The organism is Streptomyces sp. NPDC043854 (genome assembly GCF_056436005.1).
Genome location: NZ_JBWKDK010000049.1, coordinates 29,984 through 45,012, shown reverse-complemented (window position 1 = coordinate 45,012; position 15,029 = coordinate 29,984). Strand labels below are relative to the sequence as shown.

The window sequence follows — 15,029 nt, the reverse complement described above, 5'->3', positions numbered from 1 at the left end:
TGTGGGGCCCTCCCTCCCCTCTTTTTCTTCTCTGTGGGGGGGGGGGGGGCTCTTACCGGGGCCCTCCCTCGCCCCCCCTTTTTCCTCCCCCCCCCCCCCCCCCCCCCCCCCCCCACGCCGGGTGGGCCGGGAGCACGGGTCAGCGGGCGGCCAACGCCGGGTGGGGCCGGGCGGCGGGGCCCGGGCGGCGCAGGGCGTGCCGGGCCGCGGCGGGCGGGAGGTCCGCCGGCCGCTGTACCGGGACCGCCGGCGCCGCGCCCAGGCAGCGGGCCGCGTGCGCCACCGACGCCAGCGTCACGTGCCGGTGCCAGCCCGACAGCGACCGCCCGGAGAAGTCCCGCAGGCCGACCTCCTGCCCGCTCGCCGCCGATGCCGCCGACACCCGCAGCGCCGTCTTCGTCAGCCGCACCAGCACCGCCGGGTCCGTCCGCACCATGTCCGTCACCCACAGCTGTGTCGGCAGCCGCCGGGCCGCCTCCCACTCCCCGAACAGCAGCACCTCGCGCCGCCGCCCCGGAGCCGGGTCCGGCACCATCACCCGCACCGCGGCCACCAGCGAGGTGCGCCGCGCCCCCGGCACCGCGGGGTCGGGCCACTCCACCGGCATCCGCAGCCCGCGCACGTTCTGGAGGATGTCCCGCGCGGCGAGCGTCCCCGCGCCGAAGCCCGGCAGCCGCGGGTCCGTCACCAGCAGCCGCGCCTCGGGGTTGATCCGCCCCACCACCGGCACCCGCGCCTCCGCGAACCGGTTCAGCGCGGCCCGCGTCGCGATGTCGCGGATGTCCAGCACCACCGGCCGGACGGCCATGCCCGACTCGCGCACCGTGTTCAGCACGCCGCTGACCGCGCAGCCCTCGTACGACTCCTCGCCGCCGGGGCCCGCCTCCTGCACGGAGTCCTGCGACGGCTCCTGCGGCGACTCCTCGTCCAGGAACAGCCGCCACCCCACCGGGGTGACCAGGCGGGCCGACGCGTACCAGATCCCGAACGCCTGCTGCCCGCGGAACATCTGGCCCCGGTGCGGGTCGAAGCGGTGCCCGGCGCCCACCGAGTGCTCGCCGCCCTTGGGGATCGCCATCGGCTGCGCCACCCAGGCGGCCAGCGGGGCGGCCTGCCCCAGGTACTGGGCCAGCGCGGTCCGGATCGGCTGCCAGTCCCAGGTCGACGCCGCGATGAAGTGGTGCAGGCTCTGCTCCGCGGCCGCGCTGCCGCCACCGGCCGGGTCGCCGCCGCTGATCTGGTGGGCGATGTTGCGGATCGACTTGCGGCCCTTCGTCGCGAGCAGCCCGTGCACGTACTGGCGGCCGCGCTCGCGCTGGTCCTTGCGCCGCAGGGAGGCGAACACCGCCGCGCACAGCTCCTCGACGGCCCCGTCGACGCCGGCGCCGCCCCTGCCGCCGCCGAGGAGGCCGGAGGCGCGGGCCGCTGCGGTGCCCCGGTGGTGGGCGCGGCTGCCCGGGGCGGTGCGTGCGGCGGTGCGGGAGGCGGTGGCGGTGGCGGTGCCGAGGCGTGTGCTGATGGCGGTGTTCACGACTTCCCCCTTCGTCGATGGCCCTCCTACCGTCCGCCCGGGGCCCCGTTCCGGGGGAGGTGTGCCGGGCACCTGAGTGGGCGGCCGGGTGGTGGGGCGCCCACCATCGGGCGTTCGCAGGCGCTGCCGCGGTGGCCCGGCCACCACCGGTCGGCGGGGGCCGCGACACCGGGGGAGGGGCCCGGCATCCCGGGCCGGATGCCCCAGACTTGGACCATGTCCATTCACCAGAACCTGCTCGGGGGCCCGGCCCCCACCCACCTCCCCGACGAGCCGGGCCGCGCGGCGATCGCCGCGGGCACGCCCGCCGTCGAGGTGGCCGCCGCGCACCCCACCTCCTCCCTCGCCTGGGCGACCCTCTCCGACGAGGCCTTCGCCGCCGGCCGCACCGTCGAGGCGTACGCGTACGCCCGTACGGGCTACCACCGCGGCCTGGACGCGCTGCGCCGCGCCGGCTGGAAGGGCCACGGCCCGGTCCCGTGGGAGCACGAGCCGAACCGCGGTTTCCTGCGCGCCCTGTACGCCCTGGCCCGCGCGGCCGAGGCGATCGGCGAGAAGGACGAGTACGAGCGCTGCACGACCTTCCTGCGCGACTCCTCCGGGACGGCGGCGGACGTCCTCGGCAGCGCCTGACCGGGGCTGCCCGGCACGGGCACGGGTACACGGCCGGCCGCGTCCGCGGCCGGCCGTGCGCCCTTCGAGCCCCTCGGGTCCCTCGTGCGCCCCTCGCGCCTTTCGTGCCCCGTGTCCGAAACGTATCCGTGACGCCCGTCACTCGCCATTGGAGGACGGCCGGGAAGCGGTCCTATGATGCGGGCAGGGGACCGGGGCTCCACACACCCAATCGGAAGGAGCGGACCGCTACCCGGAAGCACGTGTCGAGGAGACAGCGATGTCGAACACCCTTGATGCCTCCGGAGCCGGTTCGGATACCCCGAACCTCGACTTCGACGGCACGACCCCGTACGAGGACTACGTCCAGGCCGACGTCCTCACCCACCTCCAGCACCTTCGTTCGGACGATCCCGGCGAGATGGTCTTCCTGGTCACCACCCAGGTCATGGAGCTGTGGTTCACGGTCATCGTCCACGAGTGGGAGACGGCCGCGAAGGCCCTCCGCGAGGACCGCGTCCCCGTCGCGATGGACGCGCTGAAACGATCCCTCCGCGAGCTGGAGGCCCTCAACGCCTCCTGGCGCCCGCTCGCCCAGCTCACCCCCGGCCAGTTCAACTCGTACCGCGCCGCCCTCGGCGAGGGCTCCGGCTTCCAGTCGGCGATGTACCGCCGGATGGAGTTCCTGCTCGGCGAGAAGTCGGCCTCCATGCTCGTCCCGCACCGCGGCGCCCCGCGCGTCCACGCGGAGCTCGAGAAGGCCCTGCACGAGCCCAGCCTCTACGACGAGGTGCTGCGCCTGCTCGCCCGCCGCGGCCTGCCGGTCCCGCAGACCGTCCTCGACCGCGACCTCGCGCAGCGCTACGAGGCCTCGCCCGAGGTCGAAGCCGTCTGGACCACCCTGTACGAGGACCCCGACCTGCACCCCGACCTGCACCGGCTCGGCGAGGCCCTCACGGACGTCGCGGAGCTCGTCTGGCGCTGGCGCAACGACCACCTGGTCGCCACCCGCCGCGCGATGGGCGCGAAGACGGGCACCGGCGGCTCCGCCGGGGTGACCTGGCTGGAGAAGCGCGCCGCGAAGAACGTGTTCCCCGAGCTGTGGACGGCGCGCAGCCATGTCTGACGCCCTCCACACCGCCACCGGGACCGGCACGACTGCCGCTTCCGTGCCCACCGCCGACCTGGCCGCGCGCGCCGCGCAGCTCGACGCCGCCGACGAGCTGGCGGGGCTCCGCGAGCGCTTCACCCTCCCCGAGGGCGTCGTCTACCTCGACGGCAACTCGCTCGGCGCGCTCCCCGCGGGCGTCGCGGCCCGGGTCGCCGAGGTCGTCGCGCGCGAATGGGGCACCGAGCTGATCCGCTCCTGGAGCAGCGGCACCTGGTGGACCGCCCCCGAGCGGATCGGCGACCGGATCGCCCCGCTCGTCGGCGCGGCCCCCGGCCAGGTCGTCGTCGGCGACTCCACCAGCGTCAACCTCTTCAAGGCGCTGGTCGGCGCCGCCCGCCTGGCGGCGCCCGGCCGCACCGAGCTGCTCGTCGACGCCTCCACGTTCCCGACCGACGGCTACATCGCCGAGTCGGCGGCCCGGCTCACCGGCCTGAGCGTGGTCCCGGTGGACCCGTCCGACACGGCCGCGGTGCTGCGCGAGCGGGGCGCGGACACGGCCGTCGTCCTGCTCAACCACGTCGACTACCGCGGCGGCCGGCTCCACGACCTGCCCGGCCTCACCCGGGCGGCGCACGCCGCGGGCGCGGTCATCGTCTGGGACCTGTGCCACTCGGCCGGCGCACTGCCCGTCGGCCTCGACGAGCACGGCGTCGACCTCGCCGTGGGCTGTACGTACAAGTACCTCAACGGCGGGCCCGGTTCACCGGCGTACCTCTACATCGCCGAACGCCACCAGGCCGCCTTCGACTCCCCGCTGCCCGGCTGGAACGGCCACGCGGACCCCTTCGCGATGACCCCGGACTACACCCCGGCCCCGGGTGCGGTCCGCGGCCGGGTCGGTACCCCGGACATCCTGTCGATGCTGGCCCTGGAGGCGGCGCTCGACGCCTGGGACGGGGTGGACGTGGCGGCCGTACGGGCCAAGTCCCTGGCGCTGACCGACTTCTTCCTGGAGTGCGTGGCCGCATACGTCCCGGCGGGGAAGGTCGAGTCGGTGACCCCGGTACCGCACGCGGAGCGCGGCAGCCAGGTGTCGCTGCGCACGGAGAACGCCCGCGCGGTGATGGACGAGCTGATCTCCCGCGGGGTGATCGGCGACTTCCGGGCCCCGGACGTCCTGCGGTTCGGGTTCACGCCGCTGTACGTGGGCTTCGCGGATGCGGAGCGCGCGGCCCGGACGCTGGGTCGCATTTTCGGGTGATGTCCGGGTGATGTCCGGATGAGCCGGGAGCGAAACGTCACGGCACGGGGCGGGCAGGGTGTGATCCCTGCCCGCCGCGGCCCGTTTCCATGCGGGTCGGGGTACGTGACAAAACCCTCCGGGGACAGGCATGTTCCGGACTGATACGGTCCGGCTCTGCCGGATCGACGGAACCCGGAGCCCGGCCGGGAGCCCCGAACCGCTGCCGCGGGCCGGGTCTGCCGGGCTGCGGAACTCCGGCAGCCCGGAACACCAGTCTTCACCGAGAGGTTGAGCCGATGACGGACCCCGCAGTCGAACGGGACGCCGCCGAGGCCGCCTCGGCCTTCGCCCACCCCCCGGTCGCCCCGGACGCGTCCGCCGCGTACGGGGACCACCCGGACCACGTCGTCGACTTCTACGCCCCGCGGGGCGCCGGCGGCAGTGCGGGCCCGGGTGCGGGGGCGGCGGGGGCGGCTGCCTCCGCACCCCTCGTGGTGCTGCTGCACGGCGGCGCCTGGCGGGCCCCGTACGACCGGCAGCACGTGTCGCCGCTGGCCGACTTCCTGGCGCGGCGCGGGTTCGCCGTGGCCAGCGTGGAGTATCGGCGCGGGAGTTCGCTGCCGCACCAGAGCGCCGGGGGGCCGGTCGCCGGCCGCTGGCCGGAGACCTTCGACGACGTGGCCGCGGCGCTCGACGCCCTCCCCGCGCTGGCCTCCGCCCACCTTCCGCAGGCCGACCTGCGCCGTACCGTCCTCACCGGCCACTCCGCGGGCGGCCACCTCGCGCTGTGGGCCGCCGCCCGGCACGTCCTGCCGGCCGGCGCCCCGGCGGGGTGGCGGCTGCCGGCCCCGCCGGTGCTGCGCGGTGTGGTGGCGCTGGCCCCCATCGCGGACTTCGAGGTGGCGGAGAAGCTCGGTGTGTGCGGGGGTGCGTCGGCGCAGCTGCTGGGCGGGGAGGCGCACTGGGCGGAGCGGGTCCCGTACGCGGACCCGGCGGCCCTGCTGCCGACCGGGATCGCCACGGCCGTGGTGCAGGGCCGGGAGGACATCGTCGTCCCGGCGGCGGTTGCCGAGTCGTACGTGGCCGCGGCGGCGAAGGCGGGGGAGACGGTCGGACTGACCCTGCTGGACGGCGTCGGCCACTTCCCGCTGATCGACCCGGCGGCCGACGCCTGCGCGGTGGTTGCCGAGGAAATCTCGCAGCTGGCCTGGTAGCGGGTGCCGCGGCGGCACACTCGCCCGTATCGCGATCGGGCTGCCGGGTTCACCCGGCCGGCGCCGGGTGGCGCACGGAGGACGCCCGGTCCGTGGACGCTTGGCCCGTGGACGCCCGGTCCGAGAGCGCCCGGCCCGAGGGCGCCCCGCGCCGGGGCGCTTGATCCGGGGGCGGTCAGTCCGCGAGGCGCGCCGCGATCGTCGCGAGGCGCTCGCCCTGGTAGCGGGCAGCCGCCAGGGTCGCCTCGCTCACCTCGCCGCTGCTCGCCGGGTGCGAGGTGCCGTACGGGTTGCCGCCGGCCTCGAAGACGGCCGGGTCGGTGAAGCCGGGGGAGACGATGATCGAGCCCCAGTGGTGGAAGGTGTTGTAGAGGGCGAGCAGCGTGGACTCGTTGCCGCCGTGGGTGTTGTGGGCGCTGGTGAAGCCGGTGGCCGGCTTGTCGGCGAGGGCGCCCTGCTGCCAGAGGCCGCCCGTGGTGTCGAGGAACTGCTTCAGCTGGCCCGAGATGTTGCCGTACCGGGTCGGCGAGCCGATGGCGTAGGCGTTGGCCCAGGTGAGGTCGTCCAGGGTGGCGATCTCGACGTCCCTGGTGTCCTCGACGTGCCGGCGCCAGGCCGGGTTGGAGTCGATGGCGGCGTCCGGGGCGAGCTCGGGCACCCGGCGGAGCCGGACCTCGGCGCCGGCCTTCTCGGCGCCTTCGGCGACCGCCTTCGCGAGCTCGTGGACGTTTCCGGTGGAGGAGTAGTAGACGACGGCGACCTTGGCGCTCATGACGGGTTCCCTCAGCTAAGTGGATCGGTATCCGGTTCCTTCGGTGGTTCAGAGTTAAACGGATAGCGATCCGTTTGGCAAGGGGTGTGTCCGGTAGCCTCTGGGCATGAGCCGCATCGAACTCCCCGTCGCGGGCCAGGCACCGCCGGAGCGCGCCGACGCCGCCCGCAACCGGCGGAAGATCCTGGACGCGGCCGCGCGCCTGGTCGCCGAGCAGGGGCCGGACGCCGTCACCATGAACGCGGTCGCGCACGCCGCGGGGATGGGGGTCGGCACGGTCTACCGGCGGTTCGGGGACGTCGGCCGGCTGCTGCTGGCGCTGCTCGACGACGACGAGCGGCGCTTCCAGGAGGCCTTCCTCAGCGGGCCCCCGCCGCTGGGGCCCGAGGCGCCGCCGCAGGAGCGGCTGCGGGCGCTGCTGCACACGCAGGCCGAGCGGCTGGTCGGCCACCGGGCGGTGATGGCCGCCGCCGAGGCCGCGTCGCCGGGCGCGCGGTACCGCAGCGGCGCCTACCTGACCATGCACACCCACGTCGCCATGCTGCTCCGGCAGACCCGGCCCGGGGTGGACGCGCCGGTCCTGGCCCACCTGCTGCTGGCCCCGTTCGCGCCGAGCCTGTTCGAGCACCTGACGGTGGACCGGGAGGTGTCGGTCGGCCGGATCAAGGCGAGCGTCGACGCCCTGCTGGGAGCGGGCTGAGGGGGTCGCGGGCCGCCCGGGGAAAAGGAAAGGGGCGGTGCGCCACCGGCGCACCGCCCCTTTCCTTTCGGCCGTCGGCCGTTCCCGTTCCTACAGGAACGAGTTGATCTCGATCGTCTCGGTGCGGCCCGGGCCGACGCCGATCGCGGAGATCGGGGCGCCCGACATCTCCTCCAGGGCCTTCACGTACGCCTGCGCGTTCTTCGGCAGGTCGGAGAAGGTCTTGGCCTTGGTGATGTCCTCGGACCAGCCGGGCAGGTACTCGTAGACCGGCTTCGCGTGGTGGAAGTCCGACTGCGAGTACGGCAGCTCCTCGACGCGCCGGCCGTCGACCTCGTACGCGACGCAGACCGGGATCTGCTCCCAGCCGGTCAGCACGTCCAGCTTGGTGAGGAAGAAGTCCGTCAGGCCGTTCACCCGGGTGGCGTAGCGGGCGATCACCGCGTCGAACCAGCCGCAGCGGCGGTCGCGGCCGGTGGTGACACCGCGCTCGCCGCCGATGCGGCGAAGGTCCTCGCCGTCCTGGTCGAACAGCTCCGTCGGGAACGGGCCGGCGCCGACACGGGTGGTGTAGGCCTTCAGGATGCCGATGACCCGGCTGATCTTCGTCGGGCCGACGCCCGTACCGGTGCAGGCGCCGCCTGCGGTCGGGTTCGACGAGGTCACGAACGGGTACGTGCCGTGGTCCACGTCGAGCAGGGTGCCCTGGCCGCCCTCGAACAGCACGACCTTGTTCTCGTCGAGCGCGTTGTTGAGGATCAGCGTGGTGTCGGCGACGTACGGCTTGATCTGGTCCGCGTACTGGAGCATCTCCTCCACGATCGCGGCGGCGTCGATCGCGCGGCGGTTGTACAGCTTGGCCAGCAGCTGGTTCTTGTTCTCCAGCGCCGCCTCGACCTTCTGGGTGAGGATCGACTCGTCGTACAGGTCCTGGACGCGGATGCCGACGCGGTTGATCTTGTCCGCGTAGGTCGGGCCGATGCCGCGGCCGGTGGTGCCGATCTTGCGCTTGCCGAGGAAGCGCTCGCCGACCTTGTCGAGGGTGACGTTGTACGGCGTGATCAGGTGGGCGTTTCCGCTGATCAGCAGCTTGGACGTGTCGATGCCGCGCTCGTTCAGCCCGCGCAGCTCGGAGAGGAGTACGGACGGGTCGACGACGACGCCGTTGCCGATGACCGGGGTGCATCCGGGGGAGAGGATGCCGGAAGGGAGAAGGTGCAGCGCGTACTTCTGGTCGCCTACGACAACCGTGTGGCCGGCGTTGTTGCCGCCCTGGTAGCGCACCACGTAGTCAACGGATCCACCGAGCAGGTCGGTGGCCTTTCCCTTGCCCTCGTCACCCCACTGAGCTCCGAGCAGCACAAGAGCGGGCACAGGCGTACACCTCTTCCGGATGGGGCATGTCCAAGGCCAGGGGGCGTACGACGATGTACACCGCAGGCTGGGCCGTCGGACCGGTACCCCGGAATAGACGAAGGCCCTGGCGCAATAGCGCAAGGGCCTCTTGCACAAAGATGCTACCCGAGGAAGGACCGAGGTGTCGGCTCCGGAGCCCACCATGAGCCCTGCGGGCGCGCCGGTCGGCGGCCTGCTCGTGCTCGTCGACCCGGTCGCCCGCCGTCTCGACGGCGAGTCCGTACGGATCGCGAGGGATGTTCTGTCGGCGGGAGCGGCGGCCAAGGTCTGCCTCCCGGATTCACCGGAGGAGTTCGCGCGGGCCCTCGCCCGCCGGGGCCATCGGCGGCCCGTGATCGTGGGCGACGACCGGGCGCTGGTACGGGCCGTGGGGCTGCTGCACCGGGAGCGCGGGCTCGGCGAGGGGGCGGCGGGGGCCGTGTCCGTCATCCCGGTGGGGCAGGTGGGATCGCTGGGGCTGGTGAGGGCGCTGGGTGTGCCGCTGTCGGCGGTGTCCGCGGCGCGGGCGGTCCTGGACGGGGTCGTCGGCATGCGGGACCTGCTGGTGGACGACAGCGACGGGGTCGTGCTGGGGGGTCTGCGGATTCCACCCGTTCGGCCGCCCGTGCCGCGGCCGGCGGGGCCCTCGGTGCGCAGCGCGTACCGCTCGCTGGTGCGCACCCTGGTCGGACCGCCGCCGGCACCCGCGCGGGGCGGGGCCGGCGGGCACCGGCTGCGGGTGGAGGCCGACGGGGTGGTGCTGGCGGACGTGGACCGGCCGGTGGAGGACCTGTTGGTGGAGCCGGGCGGGGGCGGGCTCGCGGAGGTCGTCGTCCGGGTGGACGGGACCGCGGTCGGGGCCCGGGCCCGCGTCGTGACCGTGGCCGGGTCGGACTTCCGGTACCGGGCCGACGCGGCGGTCGCGGGGCCGGTGCGCAGGCGTACGTGGACCCTGCGGCCGGGGGCGTGGGGGCTCATCCTCCCGCGCTGACCGGCGGGACCTTCCGTGCGCCGGCGGTACCGGGGGTGTCGGCGGTTCCGGCGGTTCCGGCGGTTCCGGCGCGGGCGACGGCCCGCCGGGAGGCGAGGGTGAGCGCCGCGGAGACGGCGGCCAGCACGGTGATCGCGGTGGCGGTGCCCAGGTACTGGGCGGCCGCGCCGGCGAGGGCGGCGCCGATGCCCTGCCAGGTCATCCGGCCGGCCGACTCGACGCCCTGCACCTGGCCGCGGACCGCGCCGGGGGTCAGGGCGAGGAGCTGCTCCTGGAGCGGCAGGGTGGCGGCGAAGCCGGCGCTCGCTGCGAACACCGCGGCCGCCGCCAGCGGCAGCGGCGGGTGGAACGCGAAGAGGAGGAAGGGAGCGGCGAGCAGCAGGCGCAGGGCGAAGGCGTACCGGCGCCGGCGCTCGGCGGTGAGCAGCCGTCCGACGGCGAGGTCCCCGAGGAGCATCCCGGCCGAGCCGGCGGCGAGCAGGGTCCCGGCGTGCTGCGGGGCGTACGGGATGAACAGGGCCTCGCAGCCGACGACGAGGCCGTTCGGCACCCACAGGTTCAGCAGCAGGGCCCGCCGGCCGGGGTGGGCGAACAGCTCGGCGTTCGCCGTCCAGGTCTGCCGCAGCCCGGGGCGGCGGGCCGGCCGGATCGAGTGCTCCCGTACGGTCACGGCCACGATGACGAGCGCGAGGCCGGTCAGGGCGGCGGCGACGGCGAAGACCCGGTACGGGCCGAGCCGGCCGAGCAGCGCGGCGCCGAGGGCGAAGCCGAGCACGGAGACGACGCCACCCGTGATGTTCATCAGCGAGCGGGCGAGGGCGTACGCGGAGGCGGGCACGGCCTCGGCGAGCAGGCCCATGCGGGTGCCGGTTCCCAGGGACTGGAAGAAGCCGAGCAGCAGGAGCAGCCCGAACCGGGCGGCCAGCGGCAGCCCGGGGACGGCCTGGGCGGCGACACCGGCCAGGGAGAGGCCCTGGAGGGTGAGGAGCGTGCGGCGGGGGCGTTTGCCGTCGGCGACGGACATCAGGGTGAGCGCGCCGAGCACGGTGGCGAAGGTGGCGCCGTACATGCTCACGGCCGTCAGGAACGGGGAGCCGGTCCGGCGTTCGACGAGGGTGCCGAGGGCGAAGCCGGACAGGGTGCTCGCGGCGACGGTCAGGGTGAGGCCCGCGAGGAGGCCTGCGAACTCGCGGTTGCGGAGCAGGGTGCGGTAGCCGGTCGGGGCGGGCGCGGCGGCGGCGGCCGTGGGTGAGGGGGTGTCAGAAGGCATGAAAAAAGCCTCCGAGCGCTCCCATGGGGGAGCCGGAGGCACAGGGGAAACGTAGCAGAGACCGGCCCCCGGCCGCTGCCCTTTTCGGGCGGCCGGGGGTACCGGTCCGGGTCGGGCCAGGTCAGGCCTGGTCAGGTCGGGCCGGGTCAGGTCAGGTCAGGTCGAGGGTGGCGCGGTGGGCGCGCCAGCGGTCCATCATGCCCAGCAGCTCCTGCTGGAGGAACTCGAAGAACGCCGCCGTCTCGGCGATCCGCGACCCGGCGGGGGTGTCGGCGCCGAGGCCGGCCGCGCCCTCGCGCAGGGTCTTCTCCCACAGGGTCAGGACCTGGTCGCGGCGGGTGAAGGTCTCGTACCAGAGCTCGTTGTGCAGGACGTACCGGTCGCGGCGGGAGCCCGGCTCGCGCTCGCGGCTGACCATGTTGACCTGCGTCAGGTACGACACCGCGCCCGACACCGCCGCCGGGCTGATCTGCAGGGCCTCGCTCAGCTCGGCCGAGGTCATCGCGCCGCTGTCGCTGGCCAGCAGCTGCGCGAAGACGCGGGCGGCCATGCGCTGCATGCCCGCGTCGGCGAGCTGGGCGGCGAAGCGCTCCACGAAGCGGGAGACCGCCTCGGTGTCGCGTTCACCGCGCTCGTCGCGGGCGTCCCGCCCGTCCCGCCCGTCCCGCCCGGCCTGCTCGTCCTGCTCGTCCTGGCCGGTCCGCTCGTCCTGCTTGCTTCCTGCGTCCATCTGCTTCGCCACCCTCCGAACTTTACGTGGTTCCCGAGCTTCACAAATTTGTGAAAGTAGCGTACGTTCAGAAACATGACGAAGGCAATCAGCGTCGCCGGACTCCGCAAGGCGTTCGGCCGCACCCACGCTCTGGACGGACTCGACCTCTCGGTCGCCACCGGCGAGGTCCACGGCTTCCTCGGTCCCAACGGCGCCGGCAAGTCCACGACCATCCGCGTCCTGCTGGGCCTGCTGCGGGCCGACTCCGGAACCGCCGAGCTGCTCGGCGGCGACCCGTGGGCCGACGCCGTGGAGCTCCACCGCCGCGTCGCCTACGTCCCCGGCGACGTCACCCTGTGGCGCAACCTCTCCGGCGGCGAGGTCATCGACCTCTACGGGCGGCTGCGCGGCGGCCTCGACCGGGCCCGCCGCGCCGAGCTGATCGAGCGCTTCGACCTCGACCCCGCCAAGAAGGGGCGCACGTACTCCAAGGGCAACCGGCAGAAGGTGGCACTCGTCGCCGCCTTCGCCTCCGACGCCGAGCTGATCGTCCTCGACGAGCCCACCTCCGGCCTCGACCCGCTGATGGAGGAGGTCTTCCAGGACTGCGTCGCCGAGGCCCGCGCCGCCGGCCGCACCATCCTGCTCAGCTCGCACATCCTCAGCGAGGTCGAGGCCCTCTGCGACCGGGTCAGCATCATCCGCAAGGGCCGCACCGTGGAGACCGGCACCCTGGCCGGGCTGCGGCACCTCACCCGTACGTCGATCAGCGCCGAGCTCGCCGGCCCGCCGAACGGCATCGCGCACCTGCCCGGCGTCCACGACGTCGAGGTGCAGGGCCCGCGGATCCGCCTCCAGGCCGACACCGACAAGCTGGACGCCGTCCTGCGCTCCCTCACCGCCTCCGGGGTGCGGTCGCTGACCGCGACCCCGCCCACCCTCGAAGAACTCTTCCTGCGCCATTACGCGGACGACGCGCACGCGCAGGCGGCGACCAAGGCAGGCTCATCGCGATGAAGAACCAACTCGCCGGAACGGCAGGCCTGCTGCGGCTCGCACTGCGCCGAGACCGGGTCATGATGCCGGTGTGGGTGCTGGTCACGGCCATGATGGTGCTGAGCCTGCCCGCCGCCCTGGAATCGGCGTACGCGACCGAAGCCGACCGGGCCCGGCTGGCCGCCGCCATGAACACCAACGGCTCGCTGCGCGCCCTGTACGGACCCGTCTTCGGGGACTCGCTCGGCGCCCTCACCGCCTGGCGCGGCGGGGTCTTCGCCGGGGTGCTGGCCGGGATCATGAGCCTGATCGTCGTGATCCGGCACACCCGCGAGGAAGAGGAGACGGGCCGTCAGGAACTCCTGTCGGCCGCCATGGTGGGACGGCGCGCCGGGCTCACCGCCGCACTGCTGGCCGCCCTGACCGCCAACGCGGCCGCCGCCCTGCTGGTGGCCGGCGGCCTGGCGGGCGCACACGGCGCGGCCGGAGCGTGCGCGCTCGGGCTGGGCATCGGCGCCACCGGCATGCTCTTCGCAGGCCTGGCCGCCATCACCGCGCAGCTCACCGGGAGCGCGCGGCTCGCGAAGGGCCTCGCGGGGGCGCTGATCGGCGCGGCGTTCGTGCTGCGCGCGGCCGGCGATGCGGGCAGCACCTCCGGGGAGAGCGCGCTGACCTGGGCCTCGCCGCTGGGCTGGCTGGAGCACGTACGGGCCTTCGCGGGCGAACGCTGGTGGGTGCTCGGCCTGTTCGCGGCGGCGGCCGCGTACGCACTCGCCGGACGCCGCGACATCGGCATGAGCTTCCTCCCGGCCCGGCCGGGGCCCGCCGAGGGCCGGATCGGCAGCGCCGGCGCGCTGGCCTGGCGGCTCCAGCGGGGCAGCCTGGCCGGCTGGAGCCTCGGGTTCCTCACGGCGGGGGTGGTCTTCGGCTCGATGACGGACGGCGCCACCGAGCTCGTCGGCGACAACGCGCGGACCCGCGAAATCATCCAGCGCATGGGCGGGCAGAGCGCGCTCGCCGATGCCTTCCTCGCCACCATGGCCGGCATGCTCGGCATGGTCGCCGCCCTGTACATCGTCTCGGCGGTGCTGCGGCTGACCGGCGAGGAGACGGGGCAGCGCGCCGAACCGCTGCTCGCCGCCCCGGTCGGGCGGCTGCGCTGGGCCGGCGGCCACCTGGCCGCGGCATTCGGCGGAGCCGCGCTGATCCTGCTGCTCGGCGGGCTCGGCCTGGGCCTCGGACACGGCCGGGACCTGGCCGCGGCGACCGGCGCCACCCTCGCCCAACTCCCGGCGGTGTGGGTGATCGGCGCCCTGGCGGCCCTGCTGCACGGCGCCGCCCCGAAGTACGCCGCGGCCGCCTGGGCCGTGGCCGGAGCCGCCCTGCTGCTGGGCTGGATCGGCCCGGCCCTGAACCTCCCGCAGGCCGTGCTGGACCTCTCGCCCTTCGCCCACCTGCCGAAGCTCCCGGGCGCGCAGGCCCTGGCCTGGACACCGCTGCTGGCCCTGACCGCCCTGGCGGCGGCCCTCCTTGCGGCAGGCCTCACCGCCCTCCGCCACCGCGACCTCACCGCCTGACCCAAACCGCATCGATGCCCCTCGCATCGATGGCCCCTCGAGTAGCATTCCGACACTGTCTGTCGGCAAGGGGGGCCACGATGCAGTTTGTCGTCTCTGATTTCTTCGATGCGGGGTCGTATTTCGCCTCGGACGGGGCCCGGCAATGGGAAGACATCAGAACCGTCATCGCTGGGCTCGATCTCCAGCTCCAGCCCAGCGGTCAGAAGGGGATGGACGGCCAGGCCATTTTCGACCCCAAGGCCACGAACAAGATCCTCACGGAGCGCTCCGCCGAATACGGGTGGAGCAGTGTTCCGGTCCCGGGCGCGCTGAAGGAATTCGGCAAGGACTGGGACGGTGGAAAGGGTGCCGTGCTCGCAGAATGGCAGTTCTCCAACTATCCGTTCCTCTGGAACAACATCATCCGGAGCCAGGTGGTTGCCGGGAACGGGTGGTCCCTGGCGGGGATGTCGGCCAAGCTGGAAGCATTGATCGTGGTGACGAAGAGCGGCTGCCTCCCCGCCTCCCAGAGCACGCTCTACTACGAGCAGGGGAAGGCCCAGATGGAAAGCGTATTCAGCGGGCTCCGTCTGGATATGGCCGTCAGGCTGGTCGGCCTCACGATTCCCGAGGGCCAGACGAACCTGACGGCCTCGTGGAATGTCTATGACGGCCGGACCTCGCGCACCCTTCTCTCGTCCGAGAAGAAGGAATTCAATGTGGCATGGCGCGGGCGGTCCAGGGTCGGCGGGCAGGCGGCCACGATCACCGTCGCCTGAAACGAGCCCACGGGCATGCGCACGGGCAGGCCCACGGGCACATGCATGGGCGGGGGGGGGGGGGGGGGGGGGGGGGGGGGGGGGGGGGGGGGGGGGGGGGGGGGGGGGGGGGGAGGGGGGGGGGGGGGGGGGGTGGTGTTTGTT

General features: G+C 74.2%; 14 protein-coding genes. 9 read left to right on the top strand and 5 right to left on the bottom strand.

Features of this window, described 5'->3' with window-relative positions; genetic code table 11:
- Positions 1-139: 139 nt before the first annotated feature.
- Positions 140-1,357 (bottom strand): IS701 family transposase, encoded by a 1,218-nt coding sequence (locus AC068A_RS30635; protein WP_478589520.1) that lies wholly within the window; start codon positions 1,355-1,357, stop codon positions 140-142.
- 390 nt (positions 1,358-1,747) lie between these two features.
- Between AC068A_RS30635 and AC068A_RS30630 the strand changes: the two genes are divergently transcribed.
- The 4 genes from AC068A_RS30630 (at position 1,748) to AC068A_RS30615 (ending at position 5,711) form a co-directional block, all read left to right on the top strand.
- Positions 1,748-2,164 carry a DUF3151 domain-containing protein gene (locus AC068A_RS30630; RefSeq protein WP_478589517.1) on the top strand — a complete coding sequence of 139 codons (417 nt, stop codon included), beginning with the start codon at positions 1,748-1,750 and terminating at the stop codon, positions 2,162-2,164.
- 259 nt (positions 2,165-2,423) lie between these two features.
- Entirely contained in the window at positions 2,424-3,269 is an 846-nt protein-coding gene (locus AC068A_RS30625; RefSeq protein WP_478589516.1) for a tryptophan 2,3-dioxygenase family protein, read from the top strand.
- Complete coding sequence (kynU, locus tag AC068A_RS30620; protein WP_478589515.1) at positions 3,262-4,515, top strand: kynureninase; 1,254 nt, start codon at positions 3,262-3,264, stop codon at positions 4,513-4,515. The genes AC068A_RS30625 and kynU overlap by 8 nt, the downstream gene beginning before the upstream one ends.
- A 278-nt stretch (positions 4,516-4,793) precedes the next feature.
- On the top strand, positions 4,794-5,711 hold the full coding sequence (locus AC068A_RS30615) for an alpha/beta hydrolase family protein (protein WP_478589514.1): 918 nt from the start codon (positions 4,794-4,796) through the stop codon (positions 5,709-5,711).
- A gap of 175 nt (positions 5,712-5,886) precedes the next feature.
- On the opposite strand, the gene wrbA is transcribed toward AC068A_RS30615, so the two are convergent.
- On the bottom strand, positions 5,887-6,483 hold the full coding sequence (gene wrbA, locus AC068A_RS30610) for an NAD(P)H:quinone oxidoreductase (RefSeq protein ID WP_478589513.1): 597 nt from the start codon (positions 6,481-6,483) through the stop codon (positions 5,887-5,889).
- Positions 6,484-6,589: 106 nt separating this feature from the next.
- On the opposite strand from wrbA, the gene AC068A_RS30605 reads away from it, so the two are divergent.
- Positions 6,590-7,183, top strand: coding sequence for a TetR/AcrR family transcriptional regulator (locus AC068A_RS30605; RefSeq protein WP_478589512.1), 594 nt, complete (start codon positions 6,590-6,592; stop codon positions 7,181-7,183).
- A gap of 90 nt (positions 7,184-7,273) precedes the next feature.
- Here AC068A_RS30605 and AC068A_RS30600 read toward each other — a convergent pair whose 3' ends face one another.
- Positions 7,274-8,557 carry an adenylosuccinate synthase gene (locus AC068A_RS30600; RefSeq protein WP_478589511.1) on the bottom strand — a complete coding sequence of 428 codons (1,284 nt, stop codon included), beginning with the start codon at positions 8,555-8,557 and terminating at the stop codon, positions 7,274-7,276.
- A 184-nt stretch (positions 8,558-8,741) separates the two neighbouring features.
- Between AC068A_RS30600 and AC068A_RS30595 the strand changes: the two genes are divergently transcribed.
- Positions 8,742-9,569 carry a diacylglycerol kinase gene (locus AC068A_RS30595; RefSeq protein ID WP_478589510.1) on the top strand — a complete coding sequence of 276 codons (828 nt, stop codon included), beginning with the start codon at positions 8,742-8,744 and terminating at the stop codon, positions 9,567-9,569.
- Here AC068A_RS30595 and AC068A_RS30590 read toward each other — a convergent pair.
- Both AC068A_RS30590 and AC068A_RS30585 read right to left on the bottom strand, forming a co-directional pair.
- On the bottom strand, positions 9,553-10,839 hold the full coding sequence (locus AC068A_RS30590; protein WP_478589509.1) for an MFS transporter: 1,287 nt from the start codon (positions 10,837-10,839) through the stop codon (positions 9,553-9,555). The genes AC068A_RS30595 and AC068A_RS30590 overlap by 17 nt on opposite strands.
- Positions 10,840-10,990: 151 nt before the next feature.
- Positions 10,991-11,581: a GbsR/MarR family transcriptional regulator gene (locus AC068A_RS30585; RefSeq protein WP_478589508.1), complete on the bottom strand. Its 591-nt coding sequence runs from the start codon at positions 11,579-11,581 to the stop codon at positions 10,991-10,993.
- 63 nt (positions 11,582-11,644) lie between these two features.
- Here AC068A_RS30585 and AC068A_RS30580 point away from each other — a divergent pair, with 63 nt between their 5' ends.
- From AC068A_RS30580 to AC068A_RS30570, 3 genes are all read left to right on the top strand, one after another.
- On the top strand, positions 11,645-12,568 hold the full coding sequence (locus AC068A_RS30580) for an ABC transporter ATP-binding protein (protein ID WP_478589507.1): 924 nt from the start codon (positions 11,645-11,647) through the stop codon (positions 12,566-12,568).
- On the top strand, positions 12,565-14,124 hold the full coding sequence (locus tag AC068A_RS30575; RefSeq protein WP_478589506.1) for an ABC transporter permease: 1,560 nt from the start codon (positions 12,565-12,567) through the stop codon (positions 14,122-14,124). The genes AC068A_RS30580 and AC068A_RS30575 overlap by 4 nt, the downstream gene beginning before the upstream one ends.
- An 80-nt stretch (positions 14,125-14,204) precedes the next feature.
- Entirely contained in the window at positions 14,205-14,885 is a 681-nt protein-coding gene (locus AC068A_RS30570) for a BglII/BstYI family type II restriction endonuclease (RefSeq protein WP_478589505.1), read from the top strand.
- Positions 14,886-15,029 lie beyond the last annotated feature (144 nt).

Coding starts and splice junctions, on each gene's coding strand:
- AC068A_RS30630 (WP_478589517.1), top strand. CDS start 1,748: ATGTCCATTCACCAGAACCTGCTCGGGGGCCCGGCCCCCACCCACCTC.
- AC068A_RS30625 (WP_478589516.1), top strand. CDS start 2,424: ATGTCGAACACCCTTGATGCCTCCGGAGCCGGTTCGGATACCCCGAAC.
- kynU (WP_478589515.1), top strand. CDS start 3,262: ATGTCTGACGCCCTCCACACCGCCACCGGGACCGGCACGACTGCCGCT.
- AC068A_RS30615 (WP_478589514.1), top strand. CDS start 4,794: ATGACGGACCCCGCAGTCGAACGGGACGCCGCCGAGGCCGCCTCGGCC.
- wrbA (WP_478589513.1), bottom strand. CDS start 6,483: ATGAGCGCCAAGGTCGCCGTCGTCTACTACTCCTCCACCGGAAACGTC.
- AC068A_RS30605 (WP_478589512.1), top strand. CDS start 6,590: ATGAGCCGCATCGAACTCCCCGTCGCGGGCCAGGCACCGCCGGAGCGC.
- AC068A_RS30595 (WP_478589510.1), top strand. CDS start 8,742: ATGAGCCCTGCGGGCGCGCCGGTCGGCGGCCTGCTCGTGCTCGTCGAC.
- AC068A_RS30590 (WP_478589509.1), bottom strand. CDS start 10,839: ATGCCTTCTGACACCCCCTCACCCACGGCCGCCGCCGCCGCGCCCGCC.
- AC068A_RS30580 (WP_478589507.1), top strand. CDS start 11,645: ATGACGAAGGCAATCAGCGTCGCCGGACTCCGCAAGGCGTTCGGCCGC.
- AC068A_RS30575 (WP_478589506.1), top strand. CDS start 12,565: ATGAAGAACCAACTCGCCGGAACGGCAGGCCTGCTGCGGCTCGCACTG.
- AC068A_RS30570 (WP_478589505.1), top strand. CDS start 14,205: ATGCAGTTTGTCGTCTCTGATTTCTTCGATGCGGGGTCGTATTTCGCC.